Here is a 25614-nt window from a genome sequence, read left to right as displayed (position 1 = left end):
GTAGACGCCAGGGGTCAGGCACCGTCTACCTTTCCGTCTACCGCTAAAGCGGTAGACGTTGCCTGACCCCAAGAGAAATTATAGCATTTTCCTCTCAGCCGGAGATTTCACAGAGCCGCGCCTTTATGCGCCTGGCGGCGTCAAGCCATGTCCACTTCTCGCGCGCCTGGATAGAAGCGCGCAACCCTTTTGCCCGCGCCTCCTTGCGGTTATCGTACACGCGCCGCATCAACGAAGCCAGGTGGTCAACGTCGGGATCCGCCCACTCGAAGCCGTCGTAGTAAGGGCACTTGGCGACCGCTGGAATGAGCCCTTTAATGTTGATGGGATAACCGACATCATCGTTGAAAAACTCAGTCTGCGCGCTCCAACTGGTACTGATAGTCGGCAACCCGCACGCCATCGCCTCCAGCGTGGGCATGCCCCAACCTTCCCCCCTCGTGGGCAGGACAAAGCAATCACTGGAGCAGTAGAGCGAGCCCATCTGGTAGCTGGAAATGTTCTGGTTGAGCACAATCGCCATGGGCGCCCGTTCGGCCCTCAAGCGCATAGCCTCGATATGACGTTCGATATTGACGGCAGGGTCGGTGTTGTTGACCTTCAGGAGCAAGAGCACGTCATCGCTGGACGAAAACTCCTGGTTGTACGCTTGCAGCAGAGCCTCAGGGGCTTTTCGCTCGCCCCATTCGAACACGGACAGGAACACGAAGCGGCCCTCGATCTCGCGCGAATCGATGAATGGATGAAAGTAGTTTGTGTCTACGCCCAGTGGCATCACATACAAAGGCTTTGTGACACCGCTCGCGGCAAACGTTTCTTTGTTGAATTGAGACGGAACCCACACCTCGTCCAGCGCGTTCGCCTGTTCGACCCAGTCCGCGGGGATGCCGGTGACCTCCAGCATTGAGTAGCCGACCCTGTAAGCGCCACTGTTCTTGAAGAAAACGTCGCCCTGCCCGTACACAACCTGAGTTACATCCAGGTCTTTCGTCTTGCGGCGCACCTCCATGATGCGCCTGTCATCGTTCGGCGCCTCCTCGACGCCGTACACAAAACCGTAGCGCACATCCACGTTCAATTGCTCGAGAGCGAGCACCAGGTACTGCGAAGAAACCGCGTACCCCGTGGGCGCGTTGATCCACGAGTGCCACATGACACGGGTATCGTACCTGTCGGCGTAATACGCCGCCCGTCGTTCACGGTACGCCTCGTGCGCGGCATCAGTGACCTGGCGCGCCGTGTCCGCGCCGCCGTGCACGGCTACCTTCACGCGACCGGCGCACATAACGGGAAACCCTTCGGACTTGACGTTCAGGCAGAAATCAAGATCGTCATAGTGCCCGTCGAGATCCGCGTCGAAGCCGCCAACGCGATCGAGCGCCTCGCGCCGGATGTACATGCAGGTGGAATCGACACCTTCCACCTCCCGCGCGTAGTAGTACTGGTTTATATCTTTCTTGCCACCGCCAAGCGGGAAAAGCTCGCATTCGGGAGACAGCACGTGAAAGCCCGCGTTGAGGATCATCCCTCTATCGTCCACCACCTTGCACCCCACCACTCCCGCGAGGGAGGATCCCGCCTCCTCGGAGAGCTTTGAAAGCCACTCGTTATCTATGAGCTGGGCTTTCGATGACAGAAGCGCAACGTCGCCGCGCGCCGATTTGATCCCCATGTTCTTTCGCTCACCCGACGTGGCCCCAACCGAAGCCTGTATAACTTCAAAACCCATCGACGCAAGCAGCTCGCGCGCCGCTCTGTGCTCCGCATGAGCAACAACGGCAATCTTCCTTGCGGTGACCGCCAGCGGGCCGGACGAGAGAGAGCGGGCCAGTTTTGACGCCCCGTCGGTGTCGTCCCAATCATGTATGACGATAGTCGGTTGCTCGTCCATATCTTCCTTCTGTGACTATTTCTTTGCTATCGCCGCGTAATCCATATCGCCGAACAGCACGGAGTTGAGCTTGTCCATGTTCGCGTTCAGCTCATCTACCCATATCTCGCCCGGCGCTATGTCCTGTATCACAACTTTACCAAGTCTCTGATTGCGAGGCACGGGATTGACAAACTTGATCTCCACGTCCTTGAAGCCCGCTGATAGCAGGAGGAATCTCATTGTCTCGGGGTGTATCGGCTGCACGTGCGAGAGATCCGCGTAGAAGAAACTCGCGAATATGAGCAGGCACTGCGGATTCGGCGTCTCGACCACAATGAATCCACCAGGCTCTATCCTCGAGCAGGCAAGTCCGACCATCTCGATGAGCTCGCCCGGCGTCATGTGCTCGGCGACCTGCGAGATGAATACGCCATCCAGGCTGTTCTCTCCCAGCGCGGCAAGATGCTCACGTGCTTCGGCTTTCCTGGCGTCGAGCCCCAGATCTGCGCATGATTGCACCGAGTCGCCCTCGATATCAATGCCGTAGCCGCCGATGCCCTTCTCGGTCATGAGCTCGAGGAACTCCCCGCGCCCGCACCCGATATCCAACACATTTGAGCATCCCTCGAAGTAACCAATGTAAGGCTGCTGGCGACGCTTGATCAGCGCCCTGTCGCCCCTGTGGATGCTCTCGAACCAGTAGTAGTCAAAGTGGAACAGCGGATCCACACACTCTGGCGCGCGGCCTTTTCCCGCGCCGCGATCACTCTCTATGAGTGTGGGCGCCGGGCCCGCCGCTGGCTCAAATTCTTCACGGATATCCGCGTCCTTCTGCCTCCACGCGCGCTCGAGCCGCCCTATCCTCTCGTCGAACCTCTCTCCCTCCAGGGCCCGCACACGCGTCGTCAGGTTGTCCTTCTCGAGAATCTCCAGGCGGTCGTTCATGCTCTTCACCTGATCGGCAACTTCGTGCATCGCGCGCACCGTGGACGAGTGCATGCTGTGAAGCTGCGCGACTACCGGGTTCACATACCAGTACACGGACTTCTGAATCGCGCGTTTCACTATCCCTTTTACACCGTGCGCGATCCCGCCACGCTCATGCGGCGACGTATCCGTGGCAGTGAACGCCGAGGAGATCGGGGCGAGGCTCTGATCCAGCGCCGTGAGGCTGTTGGTGATGCTCTGCCACGCGCCAGGCATCAGATAGATGACGTCTTCTACTTCGCGAACCTCGGAGCGGTACGACTGGCGCCTGCCTGTCTCTCGCTCGTTGAGCGCGTTCGCCACGTCAGTGAGGAGATCCTCGATGTCAATCTCAACCGGGCTCATGAGTAGCCTCCACTGACGGGCCCCGCGACGGGCGATGAGCGGGGTTTGGGACGATAGTGACGCTCGACGGTATGTAGAGCAGCCCCACATCACTGATGTCCGAGTGCATGCTGAACGGATAATGCTTATCGAGCCAGTGATAGATCGTGCTCTCGTCCCTGTTATGAATAGCTATGCTCACGAGATAGCGGCCTTCCAGCATCGGCATCGACTTCAGGTCGAACTGGACGAAACCTTCCCCCGTGATCGTGCCGCACTTGAGATTTTTTAGCCTCGTGTTGGTGCCGTATGCCGTGAAACCACGGTAATCGTCTATCGAGAAGCCGAACACCGGGTCTTCGACAGGCTCGTTGGCGCGATACGCCACCCGTATCTTCATGTCCTGCCCGGTATAAAAATCGTTGGCCGGCTGATCCTTCTCGTCGAGAAGAGAGACGCCAAGCACTTCTATCTTGCGGTTGCCGCGCTCGGAGCGCTCCGCGTCGTCGCTCTCCATCTGCTGATGGTAATAGTTGACGACCTCGCGAGGGTTGCCTTCCTTAACGATGACGCCTTCGTCCAGCATGATGACCTTCGAACAAATCTCCCTGGTGATTTCAACGTTGTGCGTGACAAAGACGATCGTCTTGCCGGCGTCCTGTATCTCTCCGATACGCTCGAGGCACTTGCGCTGAAAGGCTTCGTCGCCAACCGCCAGCACCTCGTCAATAATCAGAATGTCCGGGTCGACATTTATCGCGACGGCGAACCCGAGCCTGATATACATGCCACTCGAGTAGTTTCTCACGTGGTTGTCGATGAACCGTTCCATCTCCGCGAACGCGACGATATCGTCAAACCTCCTGTCAACCTCTTTCTTTGAGAAACCGAGAATAGAGGCGTTCAAATATACGTTCTCGCGCCCCGTGAGGTCGGGCTGGAAGCCCGCGCCCAGCTCGAGGAGCGCGGCGATGCTGCCGCTGGTGACGACGTTGCCGCTCGTCGGGTAGAGTATCTTCGTCATCAGCTTGAGCAACGTCGATTTGCCTGATCCGTTTGCCCCTATGATGCCCAGGGTCTCGCCCCCTTCGACCTTGATGTCGATGTCCCTGAGCGCCCAGAACTTCTCGTAACCTCGCTTGTTGAAAAAGAGCGCTTTTTCCTTTAAACTCCGCACATTCTCGTGATGGAGCTTAAACATCTTGGAGACGCCGTTTATTTCTACCGCGTAATTCGATCCCATATCACATCACCGTGTTATATCTGCTCGGCAAACCCGCGCTCCTTCATGATGAAATAGTAGTAGCCGAAGACGAGCAACAGTACCGACAGGACAATCGTGGCGAATATGCCCCAGAAAGACAGGTAGATCACGGCCGGCTGCCCTCTGGGTGGACGCGCTTCTATATAAGATTTTGGGGCGTAGAAGCGCGGATTATAGATTATAAACTGGTAAAGTTGCACGATGTTGGTCATTGGGTTGCACAGGTACAGCTTGAAAAAACTTCCCAACTGGCCCATCACTGCGCCAATCGTGTAAACGATAGGGCACAGCCAGAACCACGCCATTGTGGCGACTTCCGTGAAGTGCTGGACGTCCCTCAAGTAAACGTTCGCCGAGGAGATGCAGAGGGCCAGGCCCATCGTTAAGACGATCTCGAGCAACATCACCAGCGGCAGGTACAAGATGTATATTGAAAAGTGCCAGCCGATAATGACGAGAAACAGCAGCAGGATCAGCATCTGCAGGATGAAGTGGAATATGTTCGCGCCTACCGAGGCGATTGGCAGAACCTCGCGGGGAAAGTAAACCTTCTTCACGAGACCCGGGTTGCCGACGACTGAGCCAACGCTCTGCATGAGCGAGTTCACGAAAAACAGCCACGGGAAGAGGCCTGACATCAGGTAGATCACAAACCAGTTCATGGGGGTTTTGGCCAGAATTGAAAAGACGAGGCTGAAGACGGCCAGCATGATGAGCGGAGTCATGAACGACCACACGAACCCCAGCACTGAGCGCTTGTATTTGACCTTGAGCTCCTTCCTGGTCATGTTGAAGAGGAGCTCCCGGTGGCACCATAGATCTTTGAGTCTTTCTATCATCATCTGATAAATGAATCCTGGTCTGAATATCGTTCGGGTTGACCACTAATTCTAACAGAACATCATCAGGCGCTCTTCCGTATGCGCTTGCGCTTGAACCTGAAGCGCACCAGCGTCCACACCGCCTGGATGCCATCGGACGCGCGAATCTTCTTGCCGGCCTCGACCGTCCGGGCGCGGTAGGAAATCGGAACTTCGAGCAGGCGGTACCCTCCCCGAAGCGCCCTGGCGGTCACCTCGGGACAGAACTCGAAGCGCTCGCACTGAAGATCGAACGAGCGCAACACGTCCGTCTTAAAAACCTTATAGCAGGTTGCCTCATCTGTAATACGCTTCCCGAACAGCAACGTGGCCGTCCACGCCAGTATCTTGTTTGCCACAAGGTTCGCGAAAGCCATGTTCTCACAACTGCCCTTGAAGCGGCTGCCGTAAACGACGTCGGCGCGCCCGGTCATTACAGGCTCGATAAGACGCGGGTAGTCGCCGGGATCGTACTCGAGATCGGCGTCCTGGATGATCACCATGTCTCCGGTGACCGACTCGAGCCCTGTGCGGATAGCGGCGCCTTTGCCGCGGTTTATCTGGTGGGATAAAACCGTCACGTTCTCTTTCCCCTCGAAGGCGGCCAGCCTCGAAGGCGTGGAATCCGTGGACGCGTCGTCCACCACAATGACCTCGAGCGCCACGTCCCCGAGATCGACCGCGCGGACACGGCGAATCACTTCTTCGATTGTCGCCTCTTCGTTATGCGTCGGCATGATCACCGAAAGCTTCAAACTTCTTCCTCTCGCGCCGGTTGGCGTAGCGATGCGAAAACAAGGATTCCAAAGTATAGCAACAAAAGCGCGGCGAAAGTGAGAGAGACCGCGATTCCCATTCGAAGGCTTCGCGGCTCGAAGCGGAACTCGACCTCCTTCTGGCCTCCGGGAAGCATCACTCCACGAAGCATGAGGTCCGTCTTGAACGTCTCGGCCTTCCTGCCGTCGATGTACGCCTGCCAGCCGGGGTAGTACATCTCTGAGAGGACGAGGAGACCACGGCTAATCGGATCGCACTCGAGCAGCAACCTGTGCGCCGACCGCTCGCGTAGAACCACGGGCCTTTTGACCGCCGGCACGGGCGCGCCCTGTCCGCGGGAAGCGGCCACATCAGGCATCACGACCAGGGCCGTGCTACGAATGTCTTTCCCGCGCGTACGGACAAGCTCGTCGTAAATCCTCTGGTTGTCGCTGTACGCGCGGGCGTCGCTCATCCAGGCGCGCGGCAGGATGGTGGTGTTTCGATACACGTATACCCCCCCCATGCGGCGGTCAAGCTTGAGCTTGCCCTGTCGCAGCAACACGGGGTTGATCGGCTGGCGCGTTAGAAAATACGCGTCATTCAGCGGATCCAGCATCGGGGAGTTCAAAGCGCCATCATAGAACAGCCCTATCTGCACTCCGGGAGAAACCTGCGGCAAAATGATCTCACGGTAGTTGTTGTAGTCGGCAAGGACAAGCGAATCATCTCCCGTGGCTTTATCCAGGCCGTACAACGGGCCGTTGTCCAGCGACTTATACATGGTATGCGCGTCCGTCTCGACGCGAAAGGCGCCATGTTGTGAGGCCACGTAACGCGACGCCGCGGCGTCGCCGTAAAAATCGCCAGGTTTGACTTTCACCATCACCCACGGGACGTTTTGCGCTATCAGATCCACCGCCACCAGAAGAAGTATGCCTATCGCCAGCGTCCTGGCGTTCAGCTTCACGCGTCGCGCCAGCGTGAGCAATCCCAGAAACAACAGGAGCAGCGCCACCGGCATTATCATGCTCTTGAAGGCGATGCCGTTCTGGACGGGCTTGCCACCTCTCAAAAGCAGAAACACAGAAAGAGCGCCAGTCAGGATGAGCAACAGCGCCGCGAGAAAACCGACAAGGCGCGTAGCGGCGGCGTAGCGCGCGCGCCCCTCCTCGGCGAATGTCCGGACAATATGGTCGGCCCCCAGTCCAGCAAGCAGAGCGGAAGTAAACGCGAACACCACAAGGATGCGCGCCGGGTTGCGAAAACGGTTGACAAAGAACCCCGCCTTGAAAAGCAACGTATAAATGTACCCGGCCGGCCCAAGCGCGAGGATAAGCGATCCAACAAGCGCCGCCATCAGGAACAGAACAAATGCGCGCTGGCGGCGCAAAAGCGCCACAATCCCAAGCGCCCCCCCCACTATTCCGCAGTAGCCGTACGTCTCCCATATAAACCATCCGCCGGTGTAGTTGGCCACGTTGGCGCCAAAGAATTTTGGGAACACAAGGTTCAGCGTCTGCCACCTGGGAAGGCTCGAGGTTCGAGCGATGTCGAAAGGCATCCGACTCCGTGTCGATAGCCCGATGAGCTCGTACATCGGGAACAACTGCGCCGCCGCCAGGCCCGCGCCGACCGCAACCGTGATGGCGAGCGACGCGATCCCGAATGCGATCCCGGTTCCTTCAGTCTCACAGCGGTAATGTTGCCACGCCCGAAAAAGCGTCAGGCCAGCAAGGAGCGCGCACAGATAAAAGACCGGTTGCACGTGTCCGGCCAGGATCGCCGCCGCCAGCGCGACGCCCGCGCCAACGGCCCATGAGAAGCGCCGGCGTTCCAGCGCGCGGTTGAACAGAAAAAATATCAGCGGCATCCACGCCGCGGCGGAAACCTGGTTTATGTGCCCCGCGTGCGCCGCCAGGTATCCCGAGAACATGAAAGTGACAGCGGCAACTGTTGAGCCGGCCCTGCCGAGCACGAGATCGCGCGAAAGGATATAAGTAAAGGCGCCGGCAAGGAAAAAATGGAAAACCACGAACACGCACAGGGCCTTGAGCGGGAACGTCGCGCCGGCGGCGGCGTACGAGCCTACCATCAAGAGGTTCAATGGATAAAGCATAGCGGTCTGATATGAAGCGAAAAACGGGTGCCCCGAGAGCACATGCGGATTCCAGAGAGGGAACACGCCGGACGCGAGTGATCCGGTCGCGTAAACACGGGCCGGATAAAACTGCCGGATGAAATCAGTCTCGATCCCAAACGACCACTGCCGCATGAACAGCACCCGCGACCACGCGAGCGTCGCCAGTGCAAGAAGCCCAAGCAACACCAACCAATCTTTTTTGCCCCACTTCTCTTTCAACAACCCCCCTTAACTTTGGTGTCAGGTCAGGCAAACTTTAAAAAAAGACCTGCTTCGAAAATAACCCCCGTTCAGGCTACCACTATACCCCTCACCCCAACATTCTTCTGGTCTCCTTCACCTCAGACGGCGGGAGGATTAAGGTGTGGGGCGAGGTACCCCCCTGACAAGGGGGGCTAGGGGGGTTCTGCCCCAACCCTCTCCCCACCCCACGCGCTTCGCGCGCGGTGACCCCGGGCGAGGGGGCATGGATGGTGGCGGCGCGTCCGCACGCCATGGGGGACTGCTCCCAAAGTTAAATTTTCAGGACTAGAACGCCGTCTTTGTTGTATATCTGCTTGTAGCCACCATCTGACTGCAGGCGCCGTATCAGCGCGTCGTACATCTCTTTCGAGATCCTGTAGGTGGAGCCCGAGTCGACAATGACGTACTGCGGGGCAATGCTCCTGCCCCTGTCCTTCACCCTGTATGTCCTGGGGAAGATCAACTTTTTAGCGTCATCCTGCACCGTGTTCAACATCGTGCCGAGCTGATCGTAGTACTTCTGGTCTACCAGATACCTGAACGGCTCGGGGAACTGATAGACCTTCTCCCTGTTAGACAGATGGGCCAGCATGTAGGTCTGCGCAGAGACAGAGGCGTCCGCGGGTATCAGCTCCAGGCCCTCGCGGATCGCCGTAATGTGCTTATCAGCGCCGTAGTTCGCTGTACGGAACTCTGCCGCGAGCGGGCTCTGGCCAAAATAAAAGTTGCCCGAGAGAGAGCACGCCAGCACGACAACGACGATCCCACCGATTACGAACTGCGAGCGGAATGCTCCCTCCGACCACTTGGAGATCCTCTTCAAGCCGAACACCAGGGCTATGAAGACGAACGGGATTATCGCCGCGGCGTACTGGTACGTGATTGTGTGCTGTGGCTGGAAGTCGCTGATGATGTTCACAAGGAAAGCGGGGAACGCTGGCAGCAGGAAGACGGGGGCGAAAAGGCTGAGAAAAGCTACAGGCAACAACAAGTCGAAAAAGTATCTCAGGTTCTCGCGCGTAGCGAGGATGCTGATGGTTCGCCTCGGGCGCAGGAAGAAATTCTTGATTGCTTCTCCTGTCGTCGTCCCGAAGGCATTGAGCCTGCCTGCGTACTGGTAGCCCGCTGGAGCGAAGTGGGGTATCAGAAACAGCACGGAAGCCAGGAAGTACACGGCCGAGCCGATCATGACTATGACTCCCGCGCGCTTGTCGTACAGTAAGTAGACGATGACACCGAGGACCAGAACAGGCAAAGCCATGTCCTCCTTGGTTATCACCGTGAGGATGCACAGGGCGTAGAACCACACGAACCGCCGTTTGTCTATCGCCAGGAAGGCGAACAGAAGGAAGGCGGTTCCCAGTACTTCGGGATGGAAATCGGCAAGGTTCTGGTTCTGGAGCGCGGGGTAGAACAGGTATGCCGCGGCGATGCCGAGTCCCACCCATCGGCTCTTGAGTTTTCGCACAGCGAGAAGGTAGAGGGGTATCGCTCCCGCGCCCAGAGCCACCGTCTGCAAAGTGAGGAGCACAGTGGGCTTGCCTCCTCCCCAATTGAGTGGCGACAGAAGAAAGAGGATGGGCGACATGTGGTCGCCGAAAAAGTGCATGCCCCTTATCGTGCTTACGGGCGCCTTGAACCTGGAAAACAGCCAGACGATCTGGTTGTAGATCGCGGTGTCGAGCCCCGAGCCCCTGAAGTTGGAATAGCGCAACAGCGATAGCGTAAGGAACGTCGCGACGTATCCGCCAATGAGCGCGAACAACAAGATAAAGAATATTCTATCTTTGAGCTTGTCATCAGCGGGCTTCAATGTCACTCCTTTCAACAGTGGGGCTCTTCAGGACAATCTCAAAGATCACAGTGGTGAGGTCGTGTGGCGACGGGTAGTCATAATGATTGACCCAGCGCTTTACTTCCCTGATCTGTGACCTGTACGCGCCGACAATCCCGAAGACGCCGAGCTCGTCGTCCACGCCCTTTTCTGTCTGCCCTATGACAATATATCTCACGCCCCGCTCGTTCAACTGGCGCACCGCGTCCTGGCAGGTAACGTCGGCGGGCTCCACGGGAAGATCCCATGGAACCGGTCGCATGTAGAGGACGTCGCCGGGATAGTACAGCCACCGGAAATACGGGCCCGCGTCGCATGCGACTGTTTCCCCGCGCGCGTTCCTGTCAAGCCATCCGGCCGCCTGCTCCATCCCCCTGCCGCCGTGATCGTCGGCAAACGCCAGGTAGTTTTGCTTGATGACCAGATCCGCGCGCGCGAGTCCGTGTGAGACCACGGTCACGAGCAACGCCGCCAGAACGACAAGGCAGGCGACCCGCGCGCCGCTCAGTACCGCTGACCTGGCGGGCGATGCGCTCTCGCGTTCGCGGGCCTTTGAGAAAAACGCCCACGACAGGGTTGCCATATCCACAAACATGAATCCTATGATGAGTCCGACCGCCGGAACCGCTGGCGCCATGAACCTCTCGTAAGCGTAGTACCAGAAAAGGTGAAACCCCACGAAAATGCCGAACCACCCTGCCGCGACGAGGAAACCTTTCCACTTCCGGCGCGCGAGGCAGTATGCCGCGCCGATGAAAAACAGCGCGGAGAACAACGCGTCCGACATGCCGTTCCAGGCGTAGACCTTCGTCCTGTGCTTGAGCACCTGGTATGAAACCTGAGTGCTGTAATCCTTGAACTCGCCGACGTACGAGGTGACTTTGCCCGTCTCGATCAGGTTTCGCGCGACATATACGCTCATCGGCGCGCCAAAGGCAAATAGCGCCAGCGCCGGCTCCCACCAGCGAAACTTCGAGTCCTTGATGTAGATGAGAGCGATAAGCCCCATGATAGGAAGAAAGAGCATCCCCTCCCACCTCACAAGGAAGCACAGACCGCCCGCCGCGGCGCCAAGCGCGCGCCTCGCCGGCGACGCCCGTTTGCACCCGGTAAGCAGCAGATAGACGCCGGCGGCAAACAGGAAAGTGAAAAGCCCTTCGGTCATGGAGAGGACGGTCCACTTCAGGAAAGTCGGCTGGAACGCGACTACAACCGCGGCAACGACTCCTGTCCACTTGTTGAACAGCTCCCTGCCGATGCCGTAGGTCGCGAGCGCCGTGAACGTACCGCCCAGCAACGCTATCATGTTCGCCGAACGCGCGAGATCACCAAATATGTAGCTTCCCAGCCATATCATTATGGGATAACCCGGCAGGTACTTTGTGTGAGCGACGCCCCTGACCATGTACGTGAAGGTGTCTCTGATCGAACGCGCGAGGATGAGAAAATAATAGCTGTCGGCCGTATGCTCGGTGTGCTTCGAAAGATAGTGCAAACGGAGGAGAAACGCCACGAGCATTATCCCGATAACCACAAGCGCCGCCCGGTGCTGGCGCGCGAGTCTAAGCACCCGCTCGGAGAGCTTCCTTTCGCGAACCTGGCGCTTGAGGCGGGCGGGACTATCCGCCGGCAATGCTATCCAGCCTCTTTGTCATCTTCGCGGCCAGTTCGTCCCACGACAACCTGGATCGCAACTCCCCGCCGTGCCCGAGCGCGCTCCTTTTCGCCGCGTCGCTCGTCGTGACCGCCTTGCGCAGCGCCTCGCGCATACTGTCATAGGAGGGATCCGCCCACCGAAGGCCAGCCTCTGGCGCCTGAACCATTCCGCTCTCTACCCCGATAGCGCGAACGCCGTCGATAAGTGACGAGTTGGCGCCCCAGTCAACGGCAACGATCGGCACACCGCACGCGAGCGCGTCGGCCGCGACCTCGCCACTCTCCGCCGCCCTGCCCGCGAGCACCACGCAGTCGGTGGAGCGATACAGGCAACCTGACTGATACGGCTCGATCTCGTGGTCGATCACAAACACGACCGGCGCCCGATCCGCCGGCAGAGCCATCGCTTCGACAGCCTCTTCCACCTCGGCGCTACAGCCCGCAGCCGCGGGCACAGCCGCCAAACCTCGCGGCAAGCATGAGCTCTCAGCAAAAGCCGGTGACGTCACGTTCATCACCAGTACGACTTTCTCGTCGGGCGCAAACTCGTCGGTGAAAGCGCGCAACAACGTCTCCGACGCGAATGATTCGCCCCACTGTACCGGCGCCAGAAACACAAACCGCTCCGGAAGCGCGAACGACTTGATCTGAGGGTGGAAGTAGTCGGGATCAACACCGAAGGGCATCACGAATATCTCTCTCTTCACGCCCGACGCGAGCGCCGCGTTCCTTTGAAACTCGCTTGTGACCCAGATCTCGTCCATCCGGTTCATCTCTTTCACCCATGAATGGTCAAACCGGTCGTAAGGAGTGAAGACGTAGCCAATGTTGTACGAGCCATCGGCCCGCTCGAGCATGTCGGGCGGCCCAAAAAGCACTTGCGGGCGTTTGCGGTCGGCGCCCCTGTTCTTCATGTCGTTGAGCCGGAAGTCGTTCAGCTCTGCGCTCTCCGCGCCCTCCAGAAACGCCAGGTTCACATCCACGCCGGCGCGATCGAGCGCCCAGAGAAGTTTTGCGCTTGCCCTCGAATATGTCCCCTGCCCCGATATGAAAGAGCGCCAGGTAAGGCTGTGGGCGCGGCTCTCTTCGTAAAATTCTTTCCACTTCGACAGAAACACCTCGCGCGAGCGCCTGAACGTGCCCGAAAAATCCATGCGGTTCACGGCGGTTGAAGCGTTCTCGAGGTGCTTGACGGTTACGCCGCCGCAACAGTAGATCTTGAAGCCGGCGCCCTGCGCCTTCAAGCAGAAATCGGTATCCTCGAAGTACGAGAAGTACTCCGCGTCCAGCGCGCCGACGTCCTCGATAACGCGCCTCTTAATATAGACACACGCCGCGATGACACCTTCCACCTCGCGATCCCGAGTGTACTGCCCGATATCCCGCTCATTGCCTGGATACTCCTGCCCCCAGAAACTCGGGCGTGGCATGTAAGTTCCGGCATGAACGAGATTGCCTTCAGCGTTGATCAACCGGCACCCGACAACGCCTATCTCGTCCTGTGAACAGGCGAGCGCCTGCATCCGCTCGAGCCAGTCGCCCTGAATTATCTCCGTGTCGTTGTTGAGGAGCGCGACATCGCCCGTGGTGGCCGCGATGCCCGCGTTGTTGCCGCCCACGAAACCCAGGTTTCGCGAGTTTTCGATGAGCCTGACGCCCTCGAGCGCGCGGACGTACTCCACTGTGCCGTCGGTGCTGCCGTTATCCACCACCAGAACCTCGAAATCCGGGTGGGTCGTTTTCTCGAACACGGTTCGCAGGCAATTTTTGATGACCTCGAGCCCGTTCCACGTCAGCACTATCACAGTGACCGGCCTCACGCGCTCAAGCGTCATGAGCTGGCGCTCCCATCCTCGAGCCGCGAGATTTTTTGCTCGAGCTCTTTGAGCCTGCGCTCGACTTCTTGCTTCTCCAGTTCGATGACCCTGCCTGAGACCTCGTCCAAGTTGTTAGCCAGGTCAAATAAAGTGCGCGTGACCAACATGTTGAACTTGCGGATCTGGTGGACGATGGGGTTTACGTACCAGCGCAGCAGGCCACGTGTCAGCTTCTTGAAAGCTATCACGAGCCGGCCGGCGACGCGTCTGCGCGAACCCACCTCGAACTCGGGATCAACCTCCCAGTTCCTGCTGACCATGTCGAGGTTGACCCTCAACGTTCGGGAGTGCGGCGGATACAAAAAGGAAACGCACGGCGCGGTGGGACGCTTCTCTTTCCAGAAATCGGCGAGCAGTGTGTGCGGAGAAGCGATCGCGCGGTTAACCTCTTCCATCACCTGTTCTACGTCGATGCCGTTGTTCCGCATGAAAACCATACCTGCTTGTGCTACAACTCTCGCGCCTCAAGTGAAGCCGGACTACGATTCGACGCCAGCGCCCGTAAGCTCCTCGTACAACTGCTTGACCACGGCGTACTTTTTGTCCCACGTGAACTCCGCGAGCGTGCGCTGGCGGCCGGCCTCGCCCAGAGAGCGCGCGTACTCCTGATCCAATAGCAATTTCTGTATCGAGAGCGCGAGTTCCTTGACGTCACCGAACGAAACGAGCAGGCCGTCGATGCCGTCGCGAACCAGCCCGGGTATGCCGCCGGCGAGCGCGCCGACCACCGGCTTGCCGTAGAACCACGCCTCGAGAAAGACGATGCCGAACGAATCCGACCTGGATGGAAGCGCCAGCAAGTTACACGCGTCCAGCAGGTCGAGTTTGTCTTGCTCGGGGACGTAGTCGAGCAGGACGCACTTCGACTTCAGGCGCGCGGGCAACTTCGCGTGGTAGCGCCTGAAATCCTCGATGTCCATGCCGGCAAGAACCAGCGTGGACGGGTCGCCGCCGGCCCATAACTTCTCCATCGCGTCGAGAAGGTGGAATGTCCCTTTGTCGTACGTCCTGGGCCCGATATAGCAGACGATCGGCCCGGCGATGTCGTGTTTGCGCCTGAAGCGCGTCCCGTCGCCGCCCGCCAGCTCCGACGGGTTGATGCCCATGCCCAAAAGCACCATCCGCTCATGGGGAAACCCCGACGCCGCCAGGAAATCGCGCTCGATGCCGGTCTGAACGAGAACTCTGTCGGCGCTCTTTATCAGCCGCATCTGATGCCCTCGCGTGTAGAAGCGGCGCACGTCTTTCACGCCTTCCTCGCCAAGGTGAAAAAACGGCGAGTAAACAAGCGGTATTTCCTGCCGCTTCGCGATGCGGTACGCGCAGTACAGTATCGAATCGTACGGGAGCGCCGTGGCGTGGACTATGTCGAACCTCTCGGAAGAAAAAACACTCTTGAGCATGCCCGGCGCCAGCGGCGAGGGGAACGAGAAGACGCTGCGGGGCGCGAGCCCGGGGATTTTTCCCAGCACCCGCAGGGCCTGCGAATGCTTTGGGAGGCGCTTGACGTTAAACCTGCGGATATCGACCCCGTTGTGCGTCTCGCGGGGATTATCGATGCGCTCCTTGTTCGGGAGCCAGTAGTGCTGAATGTCCAGGGCGTCGGTCGTGAAGACCGTGACCTCGTTGCCGTCCGCGACCAGCCGCTCACTGATCTCGATGAAAAACTTCTCGGAGCCGCCGCGCGCGGGCCAGTACCTGTGGATCAGGTGAAGGCACTTCAAGGCGCGCTCACCTCAGCATGGAAGGAAGGAATATCCTCTAAGATGAACTGCTCAAGCGCCTCGCGGTACGGGCGCATCGGGGCCATGCCCGCCATCTCGAGCGCGAGCCCTCTCATTGTCGAGTACCGCGGGCGCGGCGCGGGCCTGTCAAGCTCGCGGGTGGTTATCGGCAAGACGGGCGTATCTATTCCAGCGATCTCGAAGATGTCGCAAGCAAACTGTCTCCAGGTGATGCTGCCCTGGTTGCTCAAGTGATAGACGCCGTAAGCTCCGGTCGCGATTATCTCCAGGAGCTTGCGCGCCAGGTCGAGTGAATATGTGGGAGCGCCCTCCTGGTCGTCAACGACCTTCACCTCGTTGCGCTCTCTGCCTGCGGTGAGCATGGTCTTCACAAAGTTGCCTCCACCCACGCCGTATAGCCACGACGTTCTGCAGATGTAATAGCGGTCGAGCAGGCCGGTGACGTACAGCTCGCCCGCGTACTTGCTCTTCCCATAAACGCCACTGGGATCTGGCAGATCGAACTCGGTGTAAGGGGTGTCGGACTCGCCGCTGAAGACAAAGTCGGTTGACACGTGCAGTAGAGGAACCCCCGCCGCCTGGCACGCGAGCGCGAGGTTCCAGGGCCCCAGCGCGTTCACATTGTAGGCGTTGAGCTCATCGGACTCGGCCGCATCCACGTTGGTGTAAGCGGCCGCGTTCACGACAATGTCAGGCTCGACCTCGGACACGCGCGCCTTGACCGCCCGGCGATCCGTGATGTCGAGATCCAGATCGTGGGCGACGACCTCGTGCTCATGCCCGGCCACGCGCCGGAAATCGGCGCCAAGCTGTCCGTTGCTGCCGGTCAAAAGTATCTTCATGGTAAAAGGATATCATTATTCGCGTTTCGTATCCGTTGACTTTCGCACTTTCTCCTGACCTCGCGCGCTCAGCGCACCTCTCAAAGATAGCGCATTCACGCCGCCCTTGAGGTGGACTTTCGCATTCTTGTCCCCTTGAGCCAACCCCACTATGCCTTTTGGTATCAAGGGACTGATCCACAAAACTAAAAGTTGGTATAATTCCACTACTATTCTTCCGGAGGTTGTCCTGATGTCTGACTTCAAAGTACACGGCAAAGGAATCGACACCGCCGCGCTCGAGGCGGAGCTGGCGGAGAGGGTCGAGGCGCGCAGACTGTCGGGCGCCTGCTCGCGCGATGTCGAGGCGTTGCTGGCCGAACGTCTGCCTGATGAGGAAGGGTACGGCGCCCTGCCGCCGATAGCGGAGTTGGATTACGCCGCGAAGCGAGCGCTCTCATCCTGGGAAGTCAGCGCCGCCTACCCCGTTCAAACAGAAAAAGGTCGCCTCATTCGACCGTTTATCATATTCGCGAAGCGGCTTGCCCGGTTGTGGGCGCGCATCGCCGTCGGCCCTATCCAGCGCGAACAGACTACGTTCAACAGGCACGCGGCCGCCGCTCTCGAGGCCGTGCGCGCTCAAGCGGTTGCCGAAAGGGCCGAGGCTCATGCAGCCGAGGAAGATTTGAGCGAGCTTGCCGGCGCTCTCCTGACCGAAGGAGAAGCGGATGCGTCCTCCTCGGCCATTGCGGAGTATTTCAAGGGCACTCACCGGGCAACGATCGTTGGGCCGTGCCCTTCCGCATTATCAAAAGCGCTTGCTGATGCCGGGTTCAAAGTTCTGCGCGTCTCAGAGGGAACAGCGTGGGACGTTGCGCCGGCCGGAACGCAGACCTCGACGACCGCGGCCCCAATCTCTTTTCTGGCCCAGCTCGATGAAGGAAGCCAGGAGGCGCTCGTGGTCAGCGAACTTTCTTTCTGGCTGAGGCCCGAGGCGCTGATTTCGCTCGCTCGCCGTTCCTACCTTACGCTCATGCCCCGCGGGAAGATGGCTGTCACGGTTCACGGATTCGCCTCCGGCGGCCCGGCCCCGGCGTGGTGCGCGGCTCCGGTAGTCAAAAAAGCGCTGTCCATGGCCGGCTTCATCGACATTTCCGTGGTAAGGCCCGGCGACTCCGGCGGGCGCGTCGTCGTTGCGCGCAAGCCCTGATCTTATGAGCGCCTTGCCCGCACGTCTCCCAAGCCGCGACAGTTTCCACCCCGCGTTTATCGTCCCACGGTACGGCGAGGAGGTCGTTGGCGGCGCGGAGGATCTCGCCCGGCGAACCGCTGAGGAGCTTGCCTCCCGTGGCTTTGAGGTAAGCGCTCTCGCGACACGCGCGCTGGACCACCACACATGGCGCGATCACTACCCCCCGGGAACAGTCGAGCTAAACGGCGTCGCGGTCACCCGCTTCGACGCGAAGACCAGGATCGCGGAACCTGACATGCACAGAATCGCGTCGGCCATCATGCGTGGCGACACCATAAACGAACGGGATCAGCGGGCCTGGCTTTCCGGCGTCGTGACAAGCGACGCGCTCTTTGAGCACATCCGCCGCGAGGGCGGCCGTTACTCCCACCTCATATTCCTGCCTTATCTTTTCGGAACGACGTTCCTGGGCTGCGCCATCCGCCCGGATTCCTCTTATGTCATCCCATGCCTGCACGACGAGCCGTTCGCCCACCTGGAACTGATTCGCCGGATGCTCGCGAGCGTCAAAGGGCTGATGTTCAACAGCGCCGGCGAGCGAAGGCTTGCCGCAAGATTGCTGTGCGTAGACGATCCCGGCCCCGTGGTCGGCATGGGCTTCCACGCGCTCGCCGGCGACGCGCGCGCTTTCCGCGACCGCGCGCCAGTACGGGGCGACTTCGTCCTGTACGCCGGGCGTCGCGAGGAGGGCAAGTGCACGCCGTTGCTCGTGGATTACTTTCGCCGCTTCGCTGTCGAGAACCCGGGCCGCGCTTCGCTTGTCATGATGGGCGCGGGCGAGGTGACTATCCCATCTGACTCGTCGCACATCATCTTCGACGTTGGACGCGTCAGCGAACAGCAAAAGTGGGACGGCTACGCGGCGGCGGCGGTTTTCTGCCAGCCCTCGGTCAACGAGAGCCTGTCCATAGTCCTGTTGGAGTCGTGGCTCACCGGTGCGCCGGCGCTCGTTCGCCGGGATTGCGCTGTTACATCAGAACACGTCTCATCCAGCGGCGGGGGTCTGGCATTTCGCGGATACGACGAATTCGCCTCTGGGCTCAGCATGATGCTCGACAAACCGGAACTTGCGCGCCGCATGGGCGAGGCGGGGCGGGCTTATGTGGAGAGAGAGTATAATTGGGACTCGGTTTTGACACGTCTCTTTGACGCGCTTGGAGTGAGCGATAGTTGAAAATCAGACAGCTTTGCGCCCGCGTGGAGTTTGGCGACGCGGTAAGTAACCAGGCGCTCGAAATAGCCAGGGCGCTCTCATCGTGGGGCTACGAAAACGAGATATTCGCCAACACCGCCGACGGGTTCGGGCGGCAGGTCTCACGTCCCGACTCCGAATACTCCCACACCGCCGACTCCTCCGAAGACGTCCTTATCTACCATTACTCCGTCTACTGCCGGAACTACACGCGGTACCTCGAGTCGAAAGCGAAACGTGTCCTTATCTACCACAACATCACGCCCCCAGAGTTCTTCGAGCCTTACGACAAAGGCGTCGCCGCGTTCTGCCGCATGGGCCGCGACCTCCTTCCCCGGCTCGCGGAGTGCGACCTGGCGCTCGGCGATTCCGAGTTCAACAGGCTCGAGCTGGTCGATGCCGGTTTCGAGCCGGCGGAGACAGGAGTGCTGCCGATCTTCGTGAACTATGACGGCCTGCGAAACGCCGGGCGGAGCGCCGGCCCTGCTGATAACCATCAAGACTCGTTCAACGTGCTTTTCGTCGGGCGCAACGTTCCAAACAAGCGTATCGAGGACGTGCTCCGCGCTTTTTTCTACTACAACCGGTGTGTCAACTCCAACTCGCGTCTCTTCATTGTGGGCGCGTCGTGGGTCAACAGGTACGACGCTCAGCTCCAGTGGCTCATTGACTCCTTCGGCTTGTGGAACAACGTAAGCTTCACCGGACGAGTAAGCGACGCCGACCTCGCGGGGCACTACCGCGGCGCGGACGTCTTCCTTTCGATGAGCGAGCACGAGGGGTTTTCCGTGCCTCTCGTCGAGAGCATGGCGTTCGACCTGCCGATAGTCGCCTACTCCTCTACCGCTATCCCCTACACGCTCGCGGGAGCGGGCCTGACTTTCGACCGCAAGGAGTTCGCCATGGTGGGCGAGCTGCTCGAGGCGCTTCGCGCCGACGCTCTCTTGTGCGACACCGTTGTAAGTGGCCAGCGCGAGAGGCTCAAGGCGTTCTCCGGCGTCGCGGTGCGGCAGGATCTCAAGAACGCGCTCGCCAGGCTCGAGGTTTGTGCGCCATGACGAACCTCGACGCTTCCACATCGCGCGTGAGCTTCGAACTCCCGGATTGGCCGGGACTCGAGAAATCTCTCGATGTATCCGTGCTGTACGCCGGCGTCGATGGCCCCGACAGCCTCGTCGGCACATGGACGTTTAACGGCGCCGGGCCGGGACGCCTGTCAGTTGATATTGACTGGCTTGCCTCAAAAGACGACATCCTGTCGTTATCCGTGGATGGAGGCCGGCGCCAACCGTCGCTGGCAAGCGTCTCGCACCGCGACAACATGATGACGCGCCCCGAGATGATCCTCCGTCTCACGTGCGCCGAAAACGCCATGGAGTTTGCCGTCAAAGTCACTGACACCAGCGCGCTCGAGCGGTACTACCAGGCTGAGGGCCACCAGCAGGAGTACGTGGTCCAGCACCCATTCTTCAATAGCTTTCACGAGGCGCGCCTGCGATCGCTCTTTCGGATATTCCGCGAGAACATCCCAGTCGGCAGCAAGGTGCTCGACGTCGGCTCGGGATACAGCATCTTCTTCCTTATCAACCACAAATGGGATCTCGACATCACGTGTTGCGATCTCGACTCCGCCGCCATGGAAAAGATGCGCGGCCTAGCGCCGCAGTGGAATTGGATAGTGGCAGATGCCCTCACTCTTCCTTTTGAGGACGCATCCTTTGACACCGTTTACGCGGGCGAGATAATCGAGCACGTTAGCGACACCGCCGCGGCGCTCGCCGAATGGAGGCGCGTGCTCAAGCCCGGCGGCGTGCTCATCATCTCGACACCCAACCGCGACCGCCTGCTCTCCCGGGCCAATCGGCGCGACATGCCGGTGCACCCGGAGCACGTCCGGGAGATGAACCTCCTCGAGGCCAGGGCCACCCTGCGCGCAAGTGGATTCGATGTCCGAAACGTGACCGGGATATACCTCGAGTTGATCCTCAACTGGTACAGACCGAGGGGCCTGCGTGTGGACATGCTGGTGTCGCTGTTCAGCAATCCCCGCTATAAATTCATCTACAGAGGCCTGATGTGGGCAGGGAGACTCGCTCCGTCCCGCGCCTTCGACCTTATATTCGTATGCAAGAAACAGTGACGCTTAAAAAGTGGAAAGAAAAGTGGAAAGTGACCGACGCCCCACATGAACCTGGCGCCAGGTGGTTGCGTCTGCCCGGGCGAACGCGTGTGGGAATTGTCATCTTCCTTCTGACATTCATCGTCTACACGCTTGTGTTCATTGCCGTGCCGCGCTTCCGCGGCGCGACCTCGACGCAAGGCGACGAGCCGCATTACCTCATTATCACGGAGAGCATCATCCGCGACGGCGACGTCTTCCTCACCAACAACTACAAGGCCCAGCAGTACAGGCCGTACTTCGAGCAGGACATATCGATGTGGCACGTGGCTCATGGCAAGAACGGGAGGTTCGTGTCAACCCACCCCATGTTTATCTCAATCATGGTGTTGCCAGGGTTCTGGCTGTTCGGCTACCCCGGCGCGGCCATGACGATGATACTGTTGATGAGCGCGGCGGCGTTATTCTCGTTCCTGCTAACCGATCGATTTGTGAGCCGTGGGATCGCGGCTGGTGTTACGCTGTTCTTGTTCTTCAGCTATCCGTTGCTGTTTTACTCGCGGCAAATCTACCCCGAGACAGTGGGGGTGTTTCTGGTTGCGCTCGGACTGTGGAGCGCCTGGCGCCTGAAGGAATCCGCGAGGCCGTTCCACGCCGCCTTGATGGGATTCTCGGGTAGCGCGATCACGCTATTCCACCCCAAGTTCATAGCGATCACCATCAGCTTCTTCATCTTGTTCCTAATTGTGAGACCCGGCAAGGATCTCAAACTGCTTTTCGCCTGGCTCGCTCCGAGCGTCGTCTGCGCGGCGTTGCTGATAGCGCTCACCAGCGTCGCCTTCGGGCCCAGGATACTCCAGGGGCTAACCGCGTCAGGCGGAAGCAAGTTCCAGTGCGGCTACTGGGGGACGAACTCAGTCTGGGGCATCCCGGGACTGTACCTCGACCGGGCGTGGGGGTTGTTGATCTTCGCGCCACTCTACGCCCTCTTCACGCACGGGCTCATCTGCCAGAAAACGGATCTCGAATGGGAGAGGTGGTGGATATTCTTCCCGGTTTGCATCGGGCTTCACACGCTGATGCTTGGAGTGTTCCAATCGTGGAACGGCGGCGCGGCACCCGTCCAGAGGTACCTGGTCCCGCTGGCGCCCATGTTCCTGTTGTCGATCGCGCTCTTCCTGGATCGCGTGCGATCCAAAGTCACATGGGGAATAGCCGGGCTGCTTGCGCTCTACCAGGTCGTGACAACTGTCTGGGCGTTCCGGTTCATGGTAGGGACATACGGGATGGAGGGCACGGACAACATCTTCCTCTCGCACTTCCTGGGCAACAATGTCGTGAAAAAGTTCCTGCTCTCTGTGTTCCCGCTGCTGCACCCCGCGGGCGTGATGTCTGTCACGCTTCTGGCCGCGTGGCTCCTGTTCTTCTGTTTCACCGTCTACCTGGCCCGCAGATACCACATGCGCTACGGTGGCGGCAAACTTCCCCCCGCCTATTAATCCTCCTGGGGTCTACCGTCCACCTCTACGTCTACCGCAAACTTCGCATGAATCGCGCGAAGCGCTTTGCCGCGGTGGCTGATACTGTTCTTTTCCTCGAGCGACAACTGGGCCATGGATTGGCCGAACCCCGCGGGCTGGAAGATCGAATCGTACCCAAAGCCGCCGACGCCTATGCGCTCGCCCAGAATTACACCTTCGCAATCACCACGAGCAAGCTTCACTTCACCGCCTGGCAGCGCGAGCGCGATGACACAAACGAAACGCGCCGTTCGGCTCGCGGGTGGCGCGTCTTCCATCTCCTCGAGCAATTTCGCGATGTTTCTGTCGTGATCGCACTCGGGCCCCGCGTATCTCGAGGAGCGCACGCCCGGCCGGCCTCCCAACCAGTCCACCTCGAGCCCCGAGTCGTCGGCCAGAGTCGCGCGCCCGAAACGGTCAAGCAACCAGGCGGCTTTCATGGTCGCGTTCTCCTGGAAAGTCAAGCCCGTCTCCTCGCGCTCGGGCCAGTCACCGAGATCTTCAAAGGTAAGTAAATTCAATCCGGGAAGATCCAGAATTCCCCGGATCTCACGAATCTTTCCGTGGTTTTTCGAGGCGACGACGACGTCCATGGATCAGACGCCGGGCCGCTTTTCTGACAGCACGATATCTTGATAAGCGATAAGCTCACGAACGCCCGACAGTCCAAGATCGAGAATTGTGTCAAGATCCGCGCGCGCGAGGGGCCTGCGCTCTGAGGTGCCCTGTATTTCGATTATCTCGCCCCGCTCAGTCGCTACCAGGTTCAAGTCTACATCCGCATGGACGTCTTCCTCAAAACAGAGATCAAGACAGGGCGCGCCCGCGACCACTCCAATGCTGATCGCGGCGATATTGCCGATAACGCCGGATTTCGCGATCACTCCTTCATCGACCATGGTGTCAAAGGCGTCGCGCAATGCCACATACGCGCCGGTTATCGCGGCCGTGCGGGTCCCGCCGTCCGCCTCGATAACGTCACAGTCAACCCAAAACGTGCTATCCGGGAACACGCTCGCGTCAGTCACGGCACGCAACGACCTCCCGATGAGGCGCTGGATTTCCATAGTCCTACCTCCCTGACGCCCGGAGGTAGCCTCGCGCTTGCTGCGGATACCTGTCGAGCGAGGTAGCATCGAGTACTCAGCCGTTACCCAACCTCTCTGCGTACCGGCGAGGAATCGCGGCGCCTTCCCCTCGTACGTCACGGTACAGATAACCCGCGTGCGCCCGAGTTCAATCAGAACCGAGCCTTCCGCGTGTGGTATGTAATCGCGAGTGATCTTCACCGGTCTCATCTGATCCGGAGTTCTGCCGTCCGTCCTTATCAAAGCGGTCTCCTTTTAAAGCGTGTCGATTACGTAGCGCACGGATATGGGCCGACAAAGAGCATCAAGCCCTCCACCGCGATATCCACCGGGCCATTATATCTGGTGCTTGCTTCTACAAGAGCGATCTCCGGATCAAGAGTCGGCCACAGGTGGGTCAGCAACAGGCTTTTGACCCCGGCATCAGCCGCGATCTGTCCGGACTCAAACGCGTCCAGGTGCCCCTCCCGCGAGAGAAACCATTCGCTCGTGAAAGTCGATTCGCAGATAAAGAGATCAACGTCGCAAGCCATCTCGAGCACAGCGTCGCACCTGCCGGTATCGCCCGAGTAGCAGATCGTCCTGTCATCGACATTGATCCTGTAGATAAAGCCGTCAACAACGTGCTCGGACGGCTTTGCCATCACGTTGAAACCCGCTATGTCGATTTCTTCGCCCGGAATGGGCGCAATCATTTTCACACACTTGAAAAACCCGGGACGGCTTCGCTCCGCGAGCGGCGAGGCGATGATGTCTTTCGCGTCGGCCGTGGCCAGCACGGGCAGAGCCGGCAGGGCCGTTTCTCTAAAGCATCGCGCTGTGCACAGCCCGTATATGTCGCTGTAGTGGTCGTAGTGCATATGCGTCAGCGCGAGCCCGTCAAGTTGATCGGCTTCAATGTGCTTGAGAACGTTGGACAGAACACCGGCGCCGATATCGAGCAGTAAAGTACCACTTTCACTCTGAAGCAAAAATCCGGAGCACGCCTTGCCGGCGCCCGCGTAGCCGCCCGAGCTGCCACAGACCGTCACCTTCAGACTCATTGATCTGTATCCTCCTCTGCCAGAGCGGCGAAATCAAGCTCGGGATGCTCGTCCAGACTGACGGCAACCACCTTGCGAACCTCAGGCCCCAGAAACATTCTCCCGAGTTCCTGGCATTTCTCCACATTGCCTGTCGTTAAAAATATTATTGAACCGGAGCGCCTATCCGCAAGCCAGCCCAAACGATCCAGTATCTCTTCTATGTCGGCGGCGGTCGCGTCCGCGCTGTTAATGAGATCCACACCCGAACCCACGACCTCGCGCAGGAGTGGCGCAAGCAATGGATAGTGTGTGCACCCCATGATGAGCGTGTCTATGCCCGACTCGAGCATCGGTTCGATGTAGCCCAACGCAATCTCCATCACGTGATCGCCGGTCACCTCCCCGCGCTCGACAAACTCGACAAACTCAGGGCACGCCTGGCCGAAAACACGGGCGCGCGGGTCGATCTTGACGATAGCCCTCTCGTATGATCCGCTGTCTATGGTAACCCTGGTGCCGATTACACCGATATGCAGCCGTTTTGAGTGTCGCAGCGCGGCGCGAACACCCGGCGCTATAACGCCTACAATCGGAATATCGTAATCGCGCTGGGCCTCCGCGAGCGCGGCGGCGGTAGCGCTGTTGCACGCGATGACGACAAGCTTGACCCCGAAGCCGATCAAGTACTCGATGATCTGATGCGCGAACTCGCGGACCTCGCCGATATCGCGAGGACCGTACGGCCCTCGCGCATCATCGCCCAGGTAAACTATGCGCTCTCCCGGCAACCGGTCAATCACCGACCTGGCCACGGTAAGCCCGCCTACCCCGCTATCGAATATGCCTATCGGCTTTTCTTTCATCCTGCTTGCTCCATCCGCATCCGGGGTCAGGCACCGTCTACCTCTCCGTCTACCCCGCGTAGTTGATTCCGACGGGGTCTACCATTGAATTTTACTCTACATCAATGGTGTTAGAGGTTCCAGGAGGTATGGGCGTTGCCCCAGGGATGGAGGGAGGCCGTAGGCCGACCGG

General features: G+C 59.4%; 22 protein-coding genes. 5 read left to right on the top strand and 17 right to left on the bottom strand.

The genetic code is table 11. The features are described 5' to 3' along the window. Window positions 1–94: 94 nt before the first annotated feature. The 13 genes from CVT63_00110 to CVT63_00050 all read right to left on the bottom strand — a co-directional run bounded on the left by CVT63_00110 (window position 95) and on the right by CVT63_00050 (window position 16611). Window positions 95–1891, bottom strand: a complete 1797-nt coding sequence (locus tag CVT63_00110) for a glycosyl transferase (GenBank protein PKQ28956.1) — start codon at window positions 1889–1891, stop codon at window positions 95–97. 15 nt (window positions 1892–1906) lie between these two features. Next, window positions 1907–3295 (bottom strand): hypothetical protein, encoded by a 1389-nt coding sequence (locus CVT63_00105; protein ID PKQ28955.1) that lies wholly within the window; start codon window positions 3293–3295, stop codon window positions 1907–1909. Then, complete coding sequence (locus tag CVT63_00100; GenBank protein ID PKQ28954.1) at window positions 3192–4427, bottom strand: ABC transporter ATP-binding protein; 1236 nt, start codon at window positions 4425–4427, stop codon at window positions 3192–3194. Before CVT63_00100 ends, CVT63_00105 begins: the two co-directional genes overlap by 104 nt. Before the next feature lie 14 nt (window positions 4428–4441). Beyond that, window positions 4442–5290: an ABC transporter gene (locus CVT63_00095; GenBank protein ID PKQ28953.1), complete on the bottom strand. Its 849-nt coding sequence runs from the start codon at window positions 5288–5290 to the stop codon at window positions 4442–4444. A 62-nt stretch (window positions 5291–5352) separates the two neighbouring features. Then, entirely contained in the window at window positions 5353–6063 is a 711-nt protein-coding gene (locus tag CVT63_00090) for a glycosyl transferase (protein ID PKQ28952.1), read from the bottom strand. Then, window positions 6060–8426: a hypothetical protein gene (locus CVT63_00085; GenBank protein PKQ28951.1), complete on the bottom strand. Its 2367-nt coding sequence runs from the start codon at window positions 8424–8426 to the stop codon at window positions 6060–6062. The genes CVT63_00090 and CVT63_00085 overlap by 4 nt, the downstream gene beginning before the upstream one ends. A gap of 295 nt (window positions 8427–8721) precedes the next feature. Beyond that, on the bottom strand, window positions 8722–10281 hold the full coding sequence (locus CVT63_00080; GenBank protein PKQ28950.1) for a hypothetical protein: 1560 nt from the start codon (window positions 10279–10281) through the stop codon (window positions 8722–8724). Continuing rightward, window positions 10250–11917 (bottom strand): hypothetical protein, encoded by a 1668-nt coding sequence (locus CVT63_00075; protein PKQ28949.1) that lies wholly within the window; start codon window positions 11915–11917, stop codon window positions 10250–10252. The genes CVT63_00080 and CVT63_00075 overlap by 32 nt, the downstream gene beginning before the upstream one ends. Further along, the gene (locus CVT63_00070; GenBank protein PKQ28948.1) at window positions 11904–13775 is read right to left on the bottom strand and encodes a hypothetical protein; all 1872 of its coding nucleotides are present in this window, start codon (window positions 13773–13775) and stop codon (window positions 11904–11906) included. Before CVT63_00070 ends, CVT63_00075 begins: the two co-directional genes overlap by 14 nt. Continuing rightward, the gene (locus tag CVT63_00065) at window positions 13772–14254 is read right to left on the bottom strand and encodes a hypothetical protein (GenBank protein PKQ28947.1); all 483 of its coding nucleotides are present in this window, start codon (window positions 14252–14254) and stop codon (window positions 13772–13774) included. The genes CVT63_00070 and CVT63_00065 overlap by 4 nt, the downstream gene beginning before the upstream one ends. Window positions 14255–14296: 42 nt before the next feature. Further along, complete coding sequence (locus CVT63_00060) at window positions 14297–15541, bottom strand: glycosyltransferase family 1 protein (protein PKQ28946.1); 1245 nt, start codon at window positions 15539–15541, stop codon at window positions 14297–14299. Continuing rightward, window positions 15538–16404, bottom strand: a complete 867-nt coding sequence (rfbD, locus tag CVT63_00055) for a dTDP-4-dehydrorhamnose reductase (protein PKQ28945.1) — start codon at window positions 16402–16404, stop codon at window positions 15538–15540. Before rfbD ends, CVT63_00060 begins: the two co-directional genes overlap by 4 nt. Window positions 16405–16419: 15 nt before the next feature. Beyond that, window positions 16420–16611: a hypothetical protein gene (locus CVT63_00050; protein ID PKQ28944.1), complete on the bottom strand. Its 192-nt coding sequence runs from the start codon at window positions 16609–16611 to the stop codon at window positions 16420–16422. 25 nt (window positions 16612–16636) lie between these two features. Here CVT63_00050 and CVT63_00045 point away from each other — a divergent pair, with 25 nt between their 5' ends. The 5 genes from CVT63_00045 to CVT63_00025 are packed head-to-tail and all read left to right on the top strand — an operon-like array spanning window position 16637 to window position 22445. Continuing rightward, the gene (locus CVT63_00045) at window positions 16637–17593 is read left to right on the top strand and encodes a hypothetical protein (protein PKQ28943.1); all 957 of its coding nucleotides are present in this window, start codon (window positions 16637–16639) and stop codon (window positions 17591–17593) included. Further along, window positions 17577–18809 (top strand): hypothetical protein, encoded by a 1233-nt coding sequence (locus tag CVT63_00040; protein ID PKQ28942.1) that lies wholly within the window; start codon window positions 17577–17579, stop codon window positions 18807–18809. The genes CVT63_00045 and CVT63_00040 overlap by 17 nt, the downstream gene beginning before the upstream one ends. Next, window positions 18806–19885 (top strand): hypothetical protein, encoded by a 1080-nt coding sequence (locus CVT63_00035; GenBank protein PKQ28941.1) that lies wholly within the window; start codon window positions 18806–18808, stop codon window positions 19883–19885. The genes CVT63_00040 and CVT63_00035 overlap by 4 nt, the downstream gene beginning before the upstream one ends. Continuing rightward, window positions 19882–20967 carry a hypothetical protein gene (locus CVT63_00030; GenBank protein ID PKQ28940.1) on the top strand — a complete coding sequence of 362 codons (1086 nt, stop codon included), beginning with the start codon at window positions 19882–19884 and terminating at the stop codon, window positions 20965–20967. Before CVT63_00035 ends, CVT63_00030 begins: the two co-directional genes overlap by 4 nt. Next, window positions 20964–22445, top strand: coding sequence for a hypothetical protein (locus CVT63_00025; GenBank protein ID PKQ28939.1), 1482 nt, complete (start codon window positions 20964–20966; stop codon window positions 22443–22445). Before CVT63_00030 ends, CVT63_00025 begins: the two co-directional genes overlap by 4 nt. On the opposite strand, the gene rdgB is transcribed toward CVT63_00025, so the two are convergent. From rdgB to CVT63_00005, 4 genes are read right to left on the bottom strand one after another with little or no spacing between them, the layout of a single operon-like run. Further along, window positions 22442–23059 carry a non-canonical purine NTP pyrophosphatase, RdgB/HAM1 family gene (gene rdgB / locus CVT63_00020; protein PKQ28938.1) on the bottom strand — a complete coding sequence of 206 codons (618 nt, stop codon included), beginning with the start codon at window positions 23057–23059 and terminating at the stop codon, window positions 22442–22444. The genes CVT63_00025 and rdgB overlap by 4 nt on opposite strands. A gap of 3 nt (window positions 23060–23062) precedes the next feature. Then, a complete protein-coding gene (locus CVT63_00015; GenBank protein ID PKQ28970.1) occupies window positions 23063–23794 on the bottom strand; it encodes a ribonuclease PH in 732 nt (243 codons plus the stop codon). 29 nt (window positions 23795–23823) lie between these two features. Beyond that, complete coding sequence (locus CVT63_00010; protein ID PKQ28937.1) at window positions 23824–24597, bottom strand: hypothetical protein; 774 nt, start codon at window positions 24595–24597, stop codon at window positions 23824–23826. Beyond that, a complete protein-coding gene (locus CVT63_00005; protein ID PKQ28936.1) occupies window positions 24594–25442 on the bottom strand; it encodes a glutamate racemase in 849 nt (282 codons plus the stop codon). The genes CVT63_00010 and CVT63_00005 overlap by 4 nt, the downstream gene beginning before the upstream one ends. Window positions 25443–25614: the final 172 nt, after the last annotated feature.

The sequence above is a fragment of the Candidatus Anoxymicrobium japonicum genome (assembly GCA_002843005.1).
GTDB lineage: Bacteria > Actinomycetota > Geothermincolia > Fen-727 > Anoxymicrobiaceae > Anoxymicrobium > Anoxymicrobium japonicum.
Note: the sequence above shows the minus strand (reverse complement) of the source record. Positions and strands in the feature narration are given on the sequence as shown.